We start from the raw sequence: 16,593 nt of genomic DNA on the forward strand, positions 1-16,593 counted from the left end.
ATGGAGCGTCAATTGACCGGAAAAGCTGGGCGAAGTTATCGCACGAGCTCCATGTTACGAATGAGCCCTGAGAGAGCGGCGGCCTGCGACGGCACCCCGGCCTGGGCGAGCTCGGTGACCAGGGCGCGGCTCATGGGGTCGGCGTACACGTAGTGCGGTGCCGCCGCGGCGGCTTCCTTCAGCTTGACCACCGCAGCCGAGCTCCGGCCCATCCGGTGCATCGCCCGGGCCTCGTCGATCGCGTAGTGCGTCCGGCGCTCCTTCGACGGGACCTCGTGGATGTCCACCTCCGGAACGCGCTGGAGGCCACGGTCCGGCTCGTCCACCTCCACGCCGGCTTCGGCCGCGTGCACAGCCACGACGCCACGCCCGAACACGGTGTGGTTCGCCAGGTCGTACCAGCCGGGGCCCAGTTGGTCGGCGTCCTCCAGTGCGGCATCGATCCGGGCCCAGGCCTCGTCCTTCTGCCCTGCGCGGGCGTGGGCGATCGAACACCGCAGGTGCAGGGCGCCGCGCAACGACACCGCTGCCCGGTCGGCCGGACCGCTGCCGGTATGGGGCTCCAGGTCCCGCATCGCGGCCTCCGCGACCGCGATGGTCTCCCGGTTCGAGGCCTGGTGCAGCAACGCGCCGCATCGGTCCCAGGCCACGGCGGCGCGCAGGAGCGGGTCGCCGACAGCGGTCGCGGCGCCGGCCGCGACTTCGGCCGCCGACCACGCCAGATCCGGGTAGCCGAGCTGGTTCAGGCACATCCGGGCCGTCCGGGCGGCGTCGACCAGCAGTCTCAGTGCCTCGTCCCGCTGGGCCCCGGCGAGCGTGAGCACCGCCGTGTTCAGGTCCTCGATCAACGGCGGAAGCAGGGTGGCGACCCGGGGCAGGTTCGCCGCCTGGCGGGCCGCGTTGGCACGACGGGACTGCGAGCGCAGCTCGGCCGACTCGACCGGTGCCCCGTGCGGGATGAGCCCGGGGTGCCCCGAGAGGATCAGTCCGGCTCGGCGGATGCCGGTCCGGATCGCGGGGACGTGCGCGTGGGCCAGACCCCCTCCTGCCCGCTGAAGGCGGTACGGCTGACCGAGAAGCCAGACGACGTCGACATCGCAACGGTCGGCAATGGCCGTGATCACGCTGTACCGGTCGAGCGGCTGCCGGCCGCTTTCGACGTTCGCCATCCAGGATTCGGCCCGGCCCAGGAAGCCGGCCAGCTCAACCTGGGTGAGCCCAGCCGCATTTCGGGCGATCCGTACGCGTGCGCCAATGTGCTCGCTGTTCAGGGGCATACCGGTGTTCTCCGTTCTGGTCCCGACAACCAGGACGGTACCCCGGGTGCCCGACGACGAACTGGTGAAGGCCGATGTCGGTATCGCAGCGGCCTGATCGCCGCCGGCCCGGCCGGCTGCGTCACCATGGTGACCATCAGGAGCGACCAGGCCTGCGGCGACCGCGAGGCCGCCGCAGGCCTGGTCGCTCGATCAGTCGCTTGATCGAGACCATCACTGCACAGAAAGACAGGCTGAAGTGACACACGTCCCCAACTCCACAACCCTGACGGTCAGGTGGAGGAAGAGCCCTCACAGCGGCGGCAACGGCGACTGCGTCGAGATTGCCGCGAGCGAAGACCTTCGATACGTACGTGACTCAAAAGATCCCGCAGGTCCCGCGCTGGCCTTCAGCGCTGCTGCCCACAGTTCATTCCTCGCTGCTGTAGTGGCAGGTGTGTTCGACTTTGATCTCATCTGACCCAGCAGCACTACGGTCCGGCGCAAGCAGGGTGCGCCAGACCGTGGCGCTGTTCCGCCCAATGCCACGTCGCAGGGGCTCACGACGTTCACGCTGCGGTCTACGCCCGTCAGTGCGACGCGCGGGAGAACGGGAGCGAGGCGTCCACCACGACCCAGCGCGAGAAGAAGGGCTTCGAGGAAGCCCGGAAGCGCAACGCCGTATCCATCAGCTACGTCGAAGACCTCGGGATCTCGGCCTTCACCGGGTGGAACGTGTTCGCCAAGCGGAACGAGTCGGCCGATGAGAGCAGCGGCCGGAAGCTGGACCGGACGCGGACGGGTGGGTGGAAGCTCCGGTGACGATCGGCGGCTACTTCTCGCAGGCGACCCCGTCGCCGTCCCGGTCCAGCGCGGGGCGGTAGCCCGGCTGTCCCCGGTAGATCGGAGCGGCGCCGGCGGCCTTTGCTTCCGTGCAGTTCTTGTAGTAGACCGCCGACGGCGGCGTCGTGGCGGGCTCGGGCTTGGGAACGGTGTCCTTGGGCGGCGGAGTCACAGCGGGCCGCGGAGCCTCGGCGACGGCCGGCGCCGTGGTGTGGGGCTGGGCCGGAGCCGGGTTCTCCTGAACCGGAGCCGGGTTCTCCTGAGTCGGACTCGGGTTCTCCTGGGCCGGAGTGGGCAACGGCTCGGGCGGTGCGGTGGTGGGTTCGGCCGTGGGGCTGGGGCTGGGGCTGTCACTGGCAGCCGCCTCCGGACTGCTGCTCGGCGGGCCGGTAGTGGTGACGGGGGTCGGGGCGTCCTTCTTGGCCGGGCCGATGATCGTCCCGAGCCAGAAGAGCGACATGAACGCGCACCACACGGTGAGCAGCACCTTGGCGACGACGTGCACGCGGCGCGACCGCCACATCATCACGGCGGCGACCGGCGGAAGGAAGATCAGCAGAGCGATCCGTACCAGCCGGTTCCTCGGGCTGCGTTGATGGGGATGAGCGGACGGCTGCTGGTACGTCTGCGTCTGCACTGCGGTTCCTCTGGCTTTGTGGAGATGTGGTGATCGTATTCTCCCGCATCGACACGACCTGGCGGTTCGAACCTCCTTGATGCCTTCGGTCGCCACACGACGCCGACAGTTGTCACTGGGATCGAGGCCGTCGCCAGACAGACCTGATCCGCTCCGTCCTGTCGTGGTGCAGCCGGCGGGTTCATCGCGTCGGGCTCTGGGGTGACGGGCATGAATCGTTCCGCCCGTCACCCCTCTCGCTCGGCCCCGGGGACAACCGCACCGAGGCCCTTGAGTCCGTCACCAAGCTCGGACTCATCAACACAGCGGTCGACCCCGACACCTACGTCACCGGCGACCACAAGGCCCCCGTCCCGCTGCGGGCAGTGCGGTCCTCACCCGCGGCGACGACCGCAACCCGGCCACCACCCCTGGGTCGAGGACGTCGGCACAGGTGAGGCCGCAGCCCGCGGCGGTGCCGCACGCGCCCGAGCCGCGACGCGCGGTGCCAGGCCCGCGCTCCACATCGGAGGTCCGGCGTTGGCGACCGGGTGACTCCCGTGCGCGCCGATGCCAGGACACGCCCCCGGCATCTGTCCGCTCCGGCGACTACGACCGGGGCGCGGGTACTACACCGCGGTGTGGACCTGGATCAGGCCGAACCTGCCGCTGGTCCGCCACGGCTCCCCGGTGGCGTCCAGTCCGGCGAGCACGGATCCGTCCAAGCCGACGATGACGTCCGACTTCAGCGTGCGCAGGGCCGCCACCGGGGACGGGAAGCGACCGGCTCGCTCGGCGAACGGTGTCGTGGCGTCCCAGAGCTGGTCTCCCACGAGGCGGCGGTAGTTGAGGTCACCCTTGGTGATCGTCAGGGCGGCGCTGCGGAGTTCGTTCCTGAGGTCAGTGGGCATGTCGTGGAACGGCAGCGGCGCGCAGAAGAACGGGTGCGTGCGGACCGTGAGGGTGCCGCTGTTCATCGCGCTCCAGAGGCGACGGCCGATCAGTTCGGCTTCCCGGCCGGGGGCGCTGCGGAGTCGCTGGACGGTCGCGAGGGCGTCCGCGGTGGTGGCGTCCGAGACGTAGTAGGGGTAGGGCTTGACGTACAGGGCGACCTCGGTGGCGAGCCCGCTCGCGAGGAGATGGTCGATCAGGACGAGGTCGGGCAGCAGCTCCCGACCGGCGTTGTCCGCGACGACGCAGACCCTCGCGTCGCGCGCGGCGGCGAGGGTGGACCACAGCAGCGGGCTGTCGTCGGCGATCAGGGCGGGGATCTGGGCGTCGCCGGTCGAGGCGGTGATCCGGAAGCTGAGGTCCGCCCGGTTGCCCCAGAGCGCCGATGACAGCAGCACCTCGCCCCGCTTCTCGGTGGACAGGGCGGGCAACTCGCTGAGGGCCGCCAGCTCGGCGTCGACCGCGGGCCCGGCGAGTTCGGCGCCCTTGAACGGTGCGAACGGGTCGATGCCCTGCCAGGTCCCGGGACGGAAGTAGCCGGTGGCCTCCAGCAGCCTGCGGTAGAAGTAGCTCTCGGCCCACAGGAACGGCGCCTCGCCCCACGGCCGCCCGTACACGCCCTCGCCGCCCCACTCCAGCCACTGCTGGTGGTCATGGGCGCTGGCGTCGAGCGGCTGCAGCACACCGTCGATGCTCTCGGCGAGGAGCTCCTCGATCGCGGCTCGCTCGCCCGGCCCGTACGGCAGTGCGTCGAGCACCTGCCGGACGAGCTTCGGGTGCCGCTCGTGGAAGACGTCCCGGGCGAACGAACCGGGGGTGCCGCTCAGGATCACGGGTGCGCTGGGCATGGTCGGACTCGTCCTTCTCCTCGGCTGTCGGCGGGTTCCGCCACATGATCCATGGTCTGCCCTTGGGGGAGCCGAAGCGACGCCGGGCCGGCCGCGCTCCCGACGAGTACGCGACCCGTACCGGGGTCGGCGGCGGCGCAGTTCAGCCGTCGCGTCGACGCGCACCTCGGCGAGTTGGTGCTGGCGGCCGAGCGACCAGACCCGAACCGTTCCGTCGGCGGCGGCCGGCAGCAGCCGGTCGGGATCGTCGCCGAAGGCCATCATGAGGACCCGGCCGACGCGTCCGGACAGGTGCGCGGTGAACTGGCCGGCCACCTCAACTGCCCCGAACCACAACGTGATCAATTGGCTGCGGCGCGATGCGCCTCGGTGTAGAGTCGCGTACTTCTGCCCGTATCCGCTGGCCAGGCCAGCCGACAGATCCAGGAGCGTAACGACGCCATGAGCCGTCTCAGCGAATCCGTGATCCGCGCCATGGAGATCCTCAACGGATCGGACCTGGCCGCGGACTATACGGTCGCCCGGCTCCTGGAAGAGACCTATGGCCGTCGCTCCCTGGACCTGTCCGACCTCCCCCCGGTCGAACAGGCGGCACTGGTCGAAGGCCGCGCGATCAACGTCATCCCCTCCGCGTCCGGGCTCGCGGAGAAGATCGCCACCGCCCAGGCGGAGGGTCGGCGGCTCGTGGTCAAGTACGGCATCGACCCGACGTCCCCGGACGTGCACCTGGGCCACTCGGTGCCGATCATCATCGCGTCCCGGTTCCAGCGCATGGGCCACCACGTCGTCTTCATCATCGGCGACGTGACCGCCAAGATCGGTGACCCGTCCGGCCGTTCCTCCGAGCGGCCGGCGCTCAGCGACGCCGACATCGCCCACAACCTCAGCGGTTACCAGCAGCAGGTCAGCCCGTTCATCGACTTCACGCGCGCCGACCTCCGCTTCAACGGCGAGTGGCTGAACGAGATCAGCCTCCCCGACCTGGTGGGCATCCTCGCCCGCGTTCCGGTCTCGATGACCCTCCAGCGGGAGGACTTCCGCGGCCGGCTCGCCGCCGGCGACGGCCTCTCGGTCGCCGAGTTCGTGTACTCCGTCGTGATGGCGCTCGACTCCGTGGCCATCGCCGCGGACGTCGAACTCGGCGGCGTGGACCAGCTCCTGAACCTCCAGATGTGCCGCAAGGTCATGGAGATCCGCGAGCAGACCCCCGAGGTCATCATCACCACCCCGCTCATCGAGGGCACGGACGGCACCGGCGCCAAGATGAGCAAGTCCAAGGGCAACTACGTCGGGCTGTCGTCCTCCCCGGACGAGATCTTCGGCCGCGTGATGTCCATCCCCGACCACCTCGTCGAGCCCTACCTCAAGCAGCTCACGGAGTGGACCGACGAGGAGGTCGCCACCGTCACCCGGCGCGTGGCCGACGGCACCGCGCACCCCATGGCGGTCAAGCGCATCCTCGCGGGCGAGGTCACCGCCGCCCTCCACGGCCTGGAGGCCGCCGAGGCCGCCCGGGCCGAGTTCACCGCCCGCTTCTCCAAGCGGACCTTCGGAGAGGCACGGAACCTCCCGGCCGTCTCCTTCACGGAGCACGCCGAGACTCCCGTGGTCACCCTGCTCACCCAGGTCCTCGGCTTCGCCCCGAGCAACTCCGCCGCCCGCCGCGTCGCCGCCCAGAACGGCCTCCGTCTCATCGCCGAGGTGGACGGCGAGCAGCGCACCACCCAGCTCGACGAGGAGGCCACCCACCAGCTGCTGTCCGCCGTCGTCAGCGAGGCCGACATCGCCGGTGAGGCGACCTTCTACCTGAAGGCCGGCCGCAAGATCGCCCGCATCGGCAAGTAACCCGCCGTGGTGGTGGGGCCGAGTCGGCTCCACCACCACGGTCTTGCCGGTCGCCCTCGCGTGCCGACAGGTGTGGTCCACGACGTCGTCGGACGTCGAGGACGCCCGGGATGTCGGTCCGGGTGGAGGGGAGAGCGGCCGTGTAACTGGCCGGGCCGGAACCGATGATGATCGCGTTGCGGACGTCGCTCATGCGTCTCAGCCCTCCAGCCGCGTGGCGTCGATCTCGGCGATCAGGTTCTCGACGAGGGCCCTGATCTCGTCGCGGATCGGGCGGACGGCTTCGACGCCCTGGCCGGCCGGGTCGTCCAGCTTCCAGTCGAGGTACCTCTTGCCGGGGAAGTACGGGCAGGCGTCGCCGCAGCCCATGGTGATCACGTAGTCGGATGCCTGGACGGCCTCGGGGGTGAGGACCTTCGGCTTCTGGTCGGAGATGTCGATGCCGAGCTCGGCCATGGCGGCGACGGCGGCCGGGTTGACCATCGCGCCGGGCATGGAGCCGGCGGAGCGGACCTCGACGCGGTCGCCCGCGAGGTGGGTGAGGAAGCCTGCGGCCATCTGGGAGCGGCCGGCGTTGTGGACGCAGACGAACAGCACGGAGGCGATCGGCGTGGCGGTCATCGGTGGGCGGTCCTTCGTTCGGTCGGAGATCCAGTCCGGGGTGTGGCGTCCGGCGGCGCAGATGCCGCCGGGCGGCCGGCGCCGGTTATACGTCAGCTGCCGCTGGTGTCAGCCCCGGCTGATGTGAAAGTATCAGTGCATGCTGATGTCAGTCGACGCTGACCTGTTGCGGGTGCTGGCCGATCCGCTCAGGCTCAAGATCGTGGCCCTGCTGGCCCGCGAGACCCTGTGCACCACGCACCTGGTGGAGGAGACCGGTGCCCGCCAGACGAACCTCTCCAACCATCTGAAGGTGCTGCGCGAGGCCGGGGTGGTGGACACCGAGCCGTGCGGCCGGTTCACCTACTACCGGCTCAGGCCGGAGGTGCTGGAGGCCCTGTCGGGCCGGTTCGCGGACCTCGCCGCCACCGCCCGCGCCAACGCCGACGCGAAGAGGTCCTGCCCGTGACCGCCACCAGGACCGCCGCCCCTGCGGAGCGTCCCGAGGCCGGACCGGTCGGCAGGCTCTCCTTCCTGGACCGCTTCCTCGCGGTGTGGATCCTGCTCGCCATGGGCCTCGGGCTCGGCCTCGGCCGACTGGTCCCCGGCCTGAACGACGCCCTCGCCAAGGTCGAGGTCGGCGGCGTCTCGCTGCCCATCGGCGTCGGCCTGCTGGTCATGATGTACCCGGTGCTCGCGAAGGTCCGCTACGACCGCCTGCACACCGTCACCGGCGACAAGAAGCTGATGGTCTCGTCCCTGGTGATCAACTGGGTGCTGGGGCCCGCGGTGATGTTCGCCCTGGCCTGGCTCCTCCTGCCCGACCTGCCCGAGTACCGCACCGGGCTGATCATCGTGGGCCTGGCCCGCTGCATCGCCATGGTCATCATCTGGAACGACCTCGCCTGCGGCGACCGCGAGGCCGCCGCCGTCCTGGTCGCCCTCAACTCCGTCTTCCAGGTCGTCATGTTCGGCGTGCTCGGCTGGTTCTACCTCGACGTCCTGCCCGGCTGGCTGGGCCTCGAACAGGACGGCCTGCACTTCTCTGTGACCAGGATCGTCGTCAACGTGCTGGTCTTCCTCGGCATCCCGCTGCTGGCCGGGTTCCTCACCCGCCGCTTCGGCGAGCGGAAGCTGGGCCGCGAGAGGTACGAGCAGAAGTTCCTGCCGAAGATCGGCCCCTGGGCCCTGTACGGGCTGCTGTTCACGATCGTGATCCTCTTCGCCCTCCAGGGGAAGACCATCACCAGCCAGCCCGGCGACGTCGCCCGCATCGCGCTGCCGCTGCTGGCCTACTTCGCGATCATGTGGTTCGGCACCTTCGCGCTCGGCAAGGCCATCGGCCTCGCCTACGACCGCACCGCCACCCTCGCCTTCACCGCCGCCGGCAACAACTTCGAACTCGCCATCGCGGTGGCCATCGCGACCTTCGGCGTCACCTCCGGCCAGGCCCTCTCGGGTGTCGTCGGCCCGCTCATCGAGGTGCCCGTCCTCGTCGCCCTGGTCCACGTCTCCCTGGCCTGGCGCAAGCGATTCGCCTCCGCCGCCGTCACCACCGCGGCGAAGGAGTCCTGACCCCGTGCACTGCCTGGAGCGCCGTTCGGCGGACACGACCAGCACCGCCATCGGCGTCTGCCGCGGCTGAGGCGTCGATGTCCGCGTTCACCGCCCGGTGTCCGTCACCTCGGTGACGGAAGGCGGCCAGGGCGGCTTGGTCGTCCACACCGACGAAGGCACCTGGCGCACCCGCGCGCTGATCAGTGCCATCGGCCCTGGACCCGCCCCTTCGTGCCCGCCGTCCCGGGCCGCGAGCTGTTCACCGGCCGCCAGCTCCACACCACCGGCTACGGCCAGGCCGTGGGGCGGTCGGATCAGCGGACGGCGGTGCTCAGCAGGCCGGCCATCGAGGCCAGCACCGAGGGCTCGACGCGGTAGTACACCCAGGTCCCCCGCCGCTCGGAGGTGAGCAAGCCCGCCTCGCGCAGCTTCTTGAGGTGGTGGGACACGGTGGGCTGCGAGACACCGACGTCCTGGATGTCGCACACGCACGCCTCCCCGCCCTCATGCGAGGCGATGCGGGAGAACAGCCGCAGCCGCACCGGGTCGCCCAGCGCCTTGAACATCACCGCCATCCGCACCGAGTCCTCCTCCGACAACGACGCGGCGGTCAGCGGCGGGCAGCACGGGGCGACGGCCCCGTCCGCCTCCAGCGGCGGCAACGGCACAGTATTCGACATGCGTCAATATATACACCTGCCGAATCAACAGGGAAGGGCGGCAGTCTCCCGACTGTCCCGCACCCTCGCGGGGCATGGGGATCACCACCTCTTGAATCAACACCCGTCTATGTTGACGTTTGTCTAATCAGATGCGAGGCTGGCCCGACCGCCGGACATCGACAGATGTCTAAACAGCAAGGGAGTGGCCACCGTGAACGCCTCCACCACCGCACAGCTGCCCGTCGTCGTCATCGGGGCAGGGCCCATCGGCCTGGCCGCCGCCGCACACCTGGCCGGGTGCGGCATCGAAGCCGTGGTACTGGAGGCCGGACCGAACGCCGGCACGGCGGTGCGCGAGTGGGCGCACGTGCGGCTGTTCTCGCGGTGGGCCGAGGTCACAGACCCGGCCGCCGAGAAGCTGCTCGCCGACACCGGCTGGGTCCGTCCCGACAGTGACGCCTACCCGTCGGGCGGCGAGTGGGCCGAGCGCTACCTGCAGCCGCTCGCCGACGCCCTCGGCGAGCGCGTCCGGTACAACGCGACGGTCACCGGCGTCGCCCGCGCCGGCCGTGACCGCATCGTCGACTCCGGCCGCGACGAGCAGCCCTTCACCGTCCACGTCACCCGAGCCGACGGATCCGAGGAGCGCCTCCTCGCCCGCGCCGTCCTCGACGCCTCCGGCACCTGGGCCACCCCCAACCCGCTCGGCGCCAACGGCCTGCCCGCCCTCGGCGAACGCGCCGCGGGCGCCCGCCTGACCTACCGCGTCCCCGACCTGAGCGACCCGGCCGTGCGCGAGCGCTTCGCCGGCAAGCGCACCGCCGTCGTCGGCACCGGCGCCTCCGCCTTCACCGCCCTCGCGCTCCTGGCCGACCTCGCCGAGCAGGAGCCCGGCACCCACGCGGTGTGGATCCTGCGCCGCGGCATCAGCGGCAGTACCTACGGCGGCGGCGCCGCCGACCAGCTGCCCGAGCGCGGCGCACTCGGACTGCGCGCCAAGGCCGCCGTCGAGGACGGCCGCGCCACCGCGCTCACGGGCTTCCGTGCCGCCGCCGTCGAACCGCAGGGCGAGCGGCTGGTCCTGGTCGCCGAGGACGGGCGCCGCAGCGAGAGCGTGGACCAGGTCGTCGTCCTGACCGGCCTGCGCCCGGACCTCTCCTTCCTCTCCGAGATCCGCCTCGGCCTCGACGAGCGCCTCCAGGCACCCGCCGCCCTCGCCCCGCTGATCGACCCCAACCGGCACTCCTGCGGCACCGTCTACCCGCACGGCGCCGGCGAGCTCGCCCACCCCGAGAAGGACATCTACCTGGTCGGCGCGAAGTCCTACGGCCGCGCCCCGACCTTCCTCGCCATGACCGGCTACGAGCAGGTCCGCTCCGTCGCCGCCCACCTCGCCGGAGACACCGAGGCCGCCGCCCGCGTCGAACTCACCCTCCCCGAGACGGGCGTCTGTGGCGGGGCCGGCCTGTTCGACGAGCCCGAAGCCGCCCAGGACGGCGGCTGCTGCTCGGCGCCCGCAGAACCCCGGCTGATCACGCTCGGCGGCCCCGGGGCCGGACTGTCCTGCTCCACCGCCGGCGGCGGGTGCTGACCGCACCCGCAGAAGAGGCGGTAGCAACTCGCCGGCGTCGCGCCTCGTCGATTCGCTCCGGTTACTCCGGCTGTCGCGGTCATGCCGGGGGCGAGACTCGCGGAACGCCAGCTCCCGCTACGGAACCGGGGGCGGAGAGCGTTCCTTGCCGCAAATCCGGACGCACTCATCGCCGGAGGGCGACGCAGGGCCCCGAACCGCGCGGTCCGGGGCCCTGCGTCGTACGGGACTACTGGCCGTCGGCGGGGACGAGCACCGCGACGCCCGTCACGCGGTCGGCGGCGAGGTCGGCGAGCGCGGTGTCGGCGTGCCGCAGCGGGTAGCGGGTGACGTGGACGGCCGGGCGGGTGCGGGCGGCCTCCGCGAGGTAGGCGCGGCCGTCGGCGCGCGTGTTGGCGGTGACGCTGCGCAGGGTGCGCTCCTGGAAGAGGTGCCGCTGGTAGTCGAGCACCGGGACGTCGGTCAGGTGGATGCCCGCGACGGCGAGCGTGCCGCCGCGGTCCAGTGCGGCGAGCGCGACGGGCACCAGCTCGCCGACCGGGGCGAAGAGGATCGCGGAGTCCAGCGGCTGCGCGGGCGGGTCGTAGGAGTCGCCGGCGAACTCGGCGCCGAGGTCCAGCGCGAGCTGCCTGGCGGCCTCGGCCCGGGTGAACACGTGCACCCGGGCGCCCCGGGCGAGGGCGAGCTGGGCGGTCAGGTGCGCCGAGGCGCCGAAGCCGTAGATGCCGAGCAGCCCGCCGACCGGGAGTTCGGCGCGCTCCAGGGCCCGGTAGCCGATGATCCCCGCGCACAGCAGCGGGGCCAGCTCCTCGGCGGGCCGGTCCCCGGGCAGCCGGTAGGCGAAGCGGGCGTCCGCGGTCAGCCGGTGGGCGTAGCCGCCGGGCCGGTCCCAGCCGGTGTAGCGCGAGTCGGGGCAGAGGTTCTCCCGGCCGGCCCGGCAGTAGGCGCAGGTGCCGCAGGTCCCGGCCAGCCAGGCGACCCCGACGCGGTCCCCGGCCGTGAACCCCTCGACGGCCGGCCCGACCTCCCGGACACGCCCGACCACCTCGTGCCCGGGGGTGCACCGCGCCGTCCTCGGGGCGAGATCGCCCTCCGCGAGGTGCAGGTCCGTACGGCACACCCCGCAGGCCTCCACCTCCACCAGGAGTTCGTGCGGGCCGGGCGGGGCGAGCGTTCGCCGCTCCCACGCCAGCGGACCCGTCCCCATGGCTCCCGGCCGGGCCACGACCCAGGCCCCGGTCTCCCGCGGTGTGTCCATCGTCGCCTCGCGCCTCCTCGTCCCCGCTCCCAGGATCGTCCCTCGGGTGGGGCCGTGCACAGGGGCCAGCGGGTGGGCCGGCGGTGGGCGGCGGTGGCCGTCCGTCCGTGCGGAAGCGGCCGGTCGGCTCAGGCCGCCGACCCGCACCGAACCCGACCATCCGAAACCCGGCCATCCGGCGCTCGACCATCCGGCACGGTGCCGCGGCAGGAACGGACCGACGCCGAGGACACCCTGGGCTGGGTGGCCGGCTTCCGGTCACGTCGCCCGTTCGGCCGCGGCCACCGCGTGCTTCACGGCGGCGAAGCTGTCCGGGGTGACGGAGATCGAGTCGATCCCGGCCTGGACCAGGAAGCGCGTGAACTCCGGGTCGTTGCTGGGGCGTTGACCGCAGAGCCCGACATGGCGGCCGGCCGCGTGGGCGGTGGCGATCAGGGACTCGATGCTCCGGGTGACGGCCGGGTCGCGCTCGTCGAAGAGGTGGGCGAGCAATCCGGAGTCGCGGTCGACGCCGAGGATGAGCTGGGTGAGGTCGTTGCTGCCGATCGAGAAGCCGTCGAAGCGCTCGGCGAACTGCTCGGCGAGCAGGATGTTGGCCGGGATCTCCGCCATCACGTACACCCGCAGCCCGTTGGCGCCCCGGGCGAGTCCGTTGTCGGCCATCACCGCGAGCACCCGGTCGGCCTCCTGCGGCGTCCGGCAGAAGGGGATCATCACCACGACGTTGGTCAGCCCGAGTTCGTCCCGGGCCCGGCGCAGCGCCCGGCACTCCAGCGCGAAGCCCTCCCGGTAGCCGGGGTCGTAGTAGCGGCTCGCGCCGCGCCAGCCGATCATCGGGTTGGCCTCGGCCGGTTCGAAGGGGGCGCCGCCGATCAACCGGGCGTACTCGTTGGTCTTGAAGTCGCTGGTGCGCACGACGACCGGGTCCGGCCAGCGGGAGGCGGCGATCCGGGCCACCCCGCGGGCGAACCGGTCCACGAAGTAGTCGGCCCGGTCCGGGTGTCCGGACGTCAGCTCGTCGACCAGCCGCCGGTCCTCGGCGGAGAGCCGCTCCGGGTGGACCAGCGCCATCGGGTGGACGCGGACCTGGTGGGCGACCACGAACTCGCTCCGCGCCAGGCCCACGCCGTCGGCCGGCAGTCGCCACCAGCGGAAGGCGGCGCCCGGGTCCGCCAGGTTGAGCATCACCCCGGTGCGGGTGGCCGGCAGCGAGCCGAGGTCGGTCTCGGTCGCCTCGTAGGCGACCCGGCCGGCGTAGACGTGGCCCTCGGCGCCCTCGGCGCAGGAGACCGTCACCTGCTGCCCGTCGGTGAGGACGGCGGTCGCCGAGCCGGTGCCGACCAGGGCCGGCACGCCCAGTTCGCGGCTGACGATCGCCGCGTGCGAGGTCCGGCCGCCGTGGTCGGTGACGATCGCGGCGGCCCGCTTCATCAGCGGTTCCCAGTCCGGGTCGGTGATCTCCGTGACCAGCACCGCGCCCCGCGGGAAGCGTTCCAGGCCGACCGGCTCGGCCAGCGCGCACACCGGACCGGCGCCGATCGCCTCGCCCACCGCGATGCCGTCCACCAGTCGCTCGCCCGTACCGGTGAGGCGGAACCGGCGCAGGACGTCGCCCCGGCGGGACTGCACGGTCTCCGGCCGGGCCTGGACCAGGAACAGCTGCCCGGTGAGGCCGTCCTCGGCCCACTCCAGGTCCATCGGGCAGCCGTAGTGCTCCTCGACGGCCACCGCCCATGCGGCCAGCGTGCGGATGTCGCCCTCGCCGAGCACCGGGCGGGAGCGCTCCCGGGCGTCGGTGTCGACGACCGCCGTCGCACCGGCCCCGGCGTACACGGCCTTGCGGCGCTTCGCCCCGAGCCGCACCTGGAGCACCGGGTCGAGGCGGTGCTCCTTGAGGGCGGGCTTGAACACCACGTACTCGTCCGGGTCGACCCGGCCGCTGACCACCGTCTCGCCCAGCCCCCAGGCGGCGCTGATCACCACCACGCCGGGGAAGCCGGTCTCGGTGTCCAGCGTGAAGGCCACGCCCGCGCCCGCCAGGTCGGAGCGCACCATCAGCTGCACGCCGACCGAGAGGGCGAGGGCGAGGTGGTCGAAGCCCATCCGCTCCCGGTAGTCGATCGCCCGGTCGGTGAACAGCGAGGCGAAGCAGCGGCGGCAGGCGTCCAGCAGGGCGGCGGGCCCCCGGACGTTGAGGAAGGTCTCCTGCTGCCCGGCGAAGCTCGCCTCCGGAAGGTCCTCGGCGGTGGCGCTGCTGCGCACCGCGACGTCCGGATCCCGCCGGCCGGCCTCCCGGGCGAGCCGGCCGTACGCCTGCACCACCTCGTGTTCGAGCGCGGGCGGCAGCGGTGCGGCCAGGACCGCGGAGCGGACGGCGGCTCCCACCTCGGGCAGCGGGGCACCCCCGTGCAGCCGCTCCACCTGCTCGGCGATCCGCTCGCGCAGGCCGCCGGTGTCCAGCAGCTCGCGGTAGGCGTCCGCCGTGGTCGCGAAGCCGTCCGGCACCCGCACCCCGACGGGCCCCAGCCCGTTGATCAGTTCGCCGAGCGAGGCGTTCTTGCCGCCGACCAGGCCGACGTCCTCCCGGTGGAGGTCACGGAAGCGGATGACGCGGCGCATGGCTGCCTCCAGGCTCGCTGGCAGGGTGGCACGGCCCTCACCGGGCCCCGTTCCCACCACCGTAGGAGGGGAGGCCCGCCCGGCGCTGGGGCCGTTCGGCCTCGGGCCGGAGCCGAACGGGACCGTGATCCGGGCCCCCGGGCACCGGTCCGGGTGCCCGGGAGAGGCCCGGTTGTGACCGAACCCGTCGTCGTCGGGGCGGACAGCTCCGGTCCGAGCCGGCGAGCCCTCGTGCGGTCGCCCACGGGGCGGCCTTGCGGAGGTCTTCATCGAGCGGCCCGAGCGCGCGAGCGCCGTCGTGCCGGGCGCCCCGGACGGATTCCGTGTCCGTCCCGGGTACACGGCTGCCGGGCGTGTGCGTCCGCTACGGGTCCGCGGGCACCGTCACGACCGGGCAGCGGGCGCGGCGCAGCAGGCCGTGGGGGACGGAGCCGAGGCGCATGCCGGTGAAGCCGCCGTTGCCGCGGCGTCCGACGACCACGGCCAGGGCGTGTTCGGCGGCCCGGGCCAGCTCCTCGACGGGGTGGCCGCGCACCAGTTCGTGGGTCACGGCGACGTCGGGGTACCGGTCGTGGCGGCCCGCGGTGGACTCGAAGAGCATCCGGCGCAGGATCCGCTCGGTGTCGCGCTGGTCCGGGTTGCCGACCGCCGGTCGCGGCCACACCCGGAGCACGCGCAGCGCGGCCCCGCGTTCGTCGGCGAAGGCGAAGGCGAAGTCGACGGCGGGCTCCGAGGCGGGGCTGCCGTCCACGCCGAGCACGACGTAGGGCGGGTCCTGGGTGGTGTGCTCGGGGTCGCGGACCACGGCCACGGGGCAATGGGCCTGGGCGCTCACCGGGACGGCCACCGAGTACGAACTGAGCGCCTCCTCGACCCGGCTCAGCCGGCGGGAGCCGAGGACGACGAGCGAGGCCCGGTGGGACTCGTGGCACAGCGCGGGGGCCGGGACGTCCTCCACCACGACGGTGCTCACGGCCAGGCCGGGGTGGCGCTCCCGGGCCACCGCGGTGGCCCGGTCGAGGGCCCGGTCGGCCCGCTCGCGCAGGGCCTTGTGGTAGCGGCCTTCGTCGAAGGGCCGGAATTCGCGGAACAGCGACGGGACGGCGTGCACCAGCCGCAGGGGCAGGCCCCGGCGGGCGGCTTCGTCAGCGGCCCAGGCGGCGGCCATCCGGCCGGTGTCGTGCGCGTCGACGCCGAGGACGACGGGGCGGGCGGTGCCCTCCGGACTCGCGGGTGTCATGGCGGTCCTCCTCGGTCGGGAGCTACGGACCCGTATCCACGCTAGGCACGGTCCGGCTCCGGCCGCGAGGGCCGACCGGCCCGGTCGTCGGAAGCCGCGGGCCCCCTTCGTGCTGTCCCCCTCCGGCGGCCCGAACCGGCCGCCGGGACCGACGGGACACCGGAACCGGGAACGGGGCGCGGAGGGCGCAGCCGCCCGGGCGGTGGCCGTCATGATCCGGATCGAGGTCGCCGCCCGGGCCCGCACGGACGCCTCCCGCCGGGCCCGCGGACGCCGCCCGGCCGTCGGCTGCCCCACCGGCAGCAGGGGATCCAGGGCCTCGATCGCCGGGGGACCGGGGCCTCCCGGACGGGGAGGGACCGGTCAGTCCGCGAACAGGTGCGGACCCGGCGGGACGGTCCGGGTGGCCGGGGACTCGTGGTCGAAGTGGTGGATCCGGGCGTCCGGCCCGGGGAAGTACTCGGTGACCCGGTCGTCGTCCGACCAGCGCACGTCGTAGGGCGGGCTGCCGTCCGGGTGGTGCAGCCCGACGATCTCGCCGTCCCTGCGGGCCGCCCCCGGCCGGGTGCCCTGGACGATGATGCGGTCTCCCACGGCGGCTCTCATGGCGGTCTCCGTAAGTTGTTAGGCGGCCCAGGAGGGCCGGATGTGGCTGATGGCGGCTTGCCTTTGGTGGCTCCCAAGGAGTGGCCGTCCGGCTCTCCGGG

At 72.7% G+C, this 16,593-nt stretch carries 15 protein-coding genes and 2 pseudogenes; 7 read left to right on the forward strand and 10 right to left on the reverse strand.

The features are described from left to right. Positions 1–35 precede the first annotated feature (35 nt). Together ACZ55U_RS34670 and ACZ55U_RS34675 are read right to left on the reverse strand one after the other, a co-directional pair. The gene (locus ACZ55U_RS34670; protein ID WP_465532798.1) at positions 36–848 is read right to left on the reverse strand and encodes a hypothetical protein; all 813 of its coding nucleotides are present in this window, start codon (positions 846–848) and stop codon (positions 36–38) included. Positions 849–1,148: 300 nt separating this feature from the next. Beyond that, positions 1,149–1,277 (reverse strand): annotated as a pseudogene (locus ACZ55U_RS34675) (helix-turn-helix domain-containing protein); the annotation flags it as partial. A gap of 81 nt (positions 1,278–1,358) precedes the next feature. On the opposite strand from ACZ55U_RS34675, the pseudogene ACZ55U_RS34680 reads away from it, so the two are divergent. Both ACZ55U_RS34680 and ACZ55U_RS34685 read left to right on the forward strand, forming a co-directional pair. Beyond that, positions 1,359–1,466: pseudogene (locus tag ACZ55U_RS34680) on the forward strand (ACR3 family arsenite efflux transporter); the annotation flags it as partial. 49 nt (positions 1,467–1,515) lie between these two features. Further along, positions 1,516–1,737 (forward strand): DUF397 domain-containing protein, encoded by a 222-nt coding sequence (locus ACZ55U_RS34685; protein WP_465532770.1) that lies wholly within the window; start codon positions 1,516–1,518, stop codon positions 1,735–1,737. Between the two features lie 351 nt (positions 1,738–2,088). Here ACZ55U_RS34685 and ACZ55U_RS34690 read toward each other — a convergent pair whose 3' ends face one another. Then, positions 2,089–2,736: an excalibur calcium-binding domain-containing protein gene (locus ACZ55U_RS34690; RefSeq protein ID WP_465532772.1), complete on the reverse strand. Its 648-nt coding sequence runs from the start codon at positions 2,734–2,736 to the stop codon at positions 2,089–2,091. 608 nt (positions 2,737–3,344) lie between these two features. Then, positions 3,345–4,514: a damage-control phosphatase ARMT1 family protein gene (locus tag ACZ55U_RS34695; protein ID WP_465532774.1), complete on the reverse strand. Its 1,170-nt coding sequence runs from the start codon at positions 4,512–4,514 to the stop codon at positions 3,345–3,347. A 174-nt stretch (positions 4,515–4,688) separates the two neighbouring features. On the opposite strand from ACZ55U_RS34695, the gene ACZ55U_RS34700 reads away from it, so the two are divergent. Beyond that, positions 4,689–4,889, forward strand: a complete 201-nt coding sequence (locus ACZ55U_RS34700; protein WP_465532776.1) for a hypothetical protein — start codon at positions 4,689–4,691, stop codon at positions 4,887–4,889. A 66-nt stretch (positions 4,890–4,955) separates the two neighbouring features. Continuing rightward, positions 4,956–6,359, forward strand: coding sequence for a tyrosine--tRNA ligase (gene tyrS / locus ACZ55U_RS34705; RefSeq protein ID WP_465532778.1), 1,404 nt, complete (start codon positions 4,956–4,958; stop codon positions 6,357–6,359). A 198-nt stretch (positions 6,360–6,557) separates the two neighbouring features. On the opposite strand, the gene ACZ55U_RS34710 is transcribed toward tyrS, so the two are convergent. After that, on the reverse strand, positions 6,558–6,980 hold the full coding sequence (locus tag ACZ55U_RS34710) for an arsenate reductase ArsC (protein WP_465532780.1): 423 nt from the start codon (positions 6,978–6,980) through the stop codon (positions 6,558–6,560). Between the two features lie 139 nt (positions 6,981–7,119). Here ACZ55U_RS34710 and ACZ55U_RS34715 point away from each other — a divergent pair, with 139 nt between their 5' ends. Together ACZ55U_RS34715 and arsB are read left to right on the forward strand one after the other, a co-directional pair. After that, entirely contained in the window at positions 7,120–7,428 is a 309-nt protein-coding gene (locus tag ACZ55U_RS34715; protein ID WP_465532782.1) for an ArsR/SmtB family transcription factor, read from the forward strand. After that, on the forward strand, positions 7,419–8,534 hold the full coding sequence (gene arsB / locus ACZ55U_RS34720; RefSeq protein ID WP_465532800.1) for an ACR3 family arsenite efflux transporter: 1,116 nt from the start codon (positions 7,419–7,421) through the stop codon (positions 8,532–8,534). Before ACZ55U_RS34715 ends, arsB begins: the two co-directional genes overlap by 10 nt. A gap of 296 nt (positions 8,535–8,830) precedes the next feature. Here the strand turns inward: arsB and ACZ55U_RS34725 are convergent, their stop codons facing one another. Then, positions 8,831–9,196, reverse strand: coding sequence for an ArsR/SmtB family transcription factor (locus ACZ55U_RS34725; RefSeq protein ID WP_465532784.1), 366 nt, complete (start codon positions 9,194–9,196; stop codon positions 8,831–8,833). A gap of 193 nt (positions 9,197–9,389) precedes the next feature. Between ACZ55U_RS34725 and ACZ55U_RS34730 the strand changes: the two genes are divergently transcribed. Next, positions 9,390–10,769 (forward strand): NAD(P)-binding domain-containing protein, encoded by a 1,380-nt coding sequence (locus ACZ55U_RS34730; RefSeq protein WP_465532786.1) that lies wholly within the window; start codon positions 9,390–9,392, stop codon positions 10,767–10,769. 229 nt (positions 10,770–10,998) lie between these two features. On the opposite strand, the gene ACZ55U_RS34735 is transcribed toward ACZ55U_RS34730, so the two are convergent. From ACZ55U_RS34735 to ACZ55U_RS34750, 4 genes are all read right to left on the reverse strand, one after another. Next, on the reverse strand, positions 10,999–12,027 hold the full coding sequence (locus ACZ55U_RS34735) for a zinc-dependent alcohol dehydrogenase family protein (RefSeq protein WP_465532788.1): 1,029 nt from the start codon (positions 12,025–12,027) through the stop codon (positions 10,999–11,001). A gap of 258 nt (positions 12,028–12,285) precedes the next feature. Beyond that, positions 12,286–14,646: a phosphoenolpyruvate synthase gene (gene ppsA, locus ACZ55U_RS34740; protein WP_465532790.1), complete on the reverse strand. Its 2,361-nt coding sequence runs from the start codon at positions 14,644–14,646 to the stop codon at positions 12,286–12,288. A gap of 364 nt (positions 14,647–15,010) precedes the next feature. Next, positions 15,011–15,886 (reverse strand): universal stress protein, encoded by an 876-nt coding sequence (locus tag ACZ55U_RS34745; RefSeq protein ID WP_465532792.1) that lies wholly within the window; start codon positions 15,884–15,886, stop codon positions 15,011–15,013. Positions 15,887–16,249: 363 nt separating this feature from the next. Then, entirely contained in the window at positions 16,250–16,492 is a 243-nt protein-coding gene (locus ACZ55U_RS34750) for a DUF1918 domain-containing protein (RefSeq protein ID WP_465532794.1), read from the reverse strand. Between the last annotated feature and the right edge of the window lie 101 nt (positions 16,493–16,593).

The sequence above is a fragment of the Kitasatospora sp. NPDC034533 genome, from assembly GCF_055575155.1.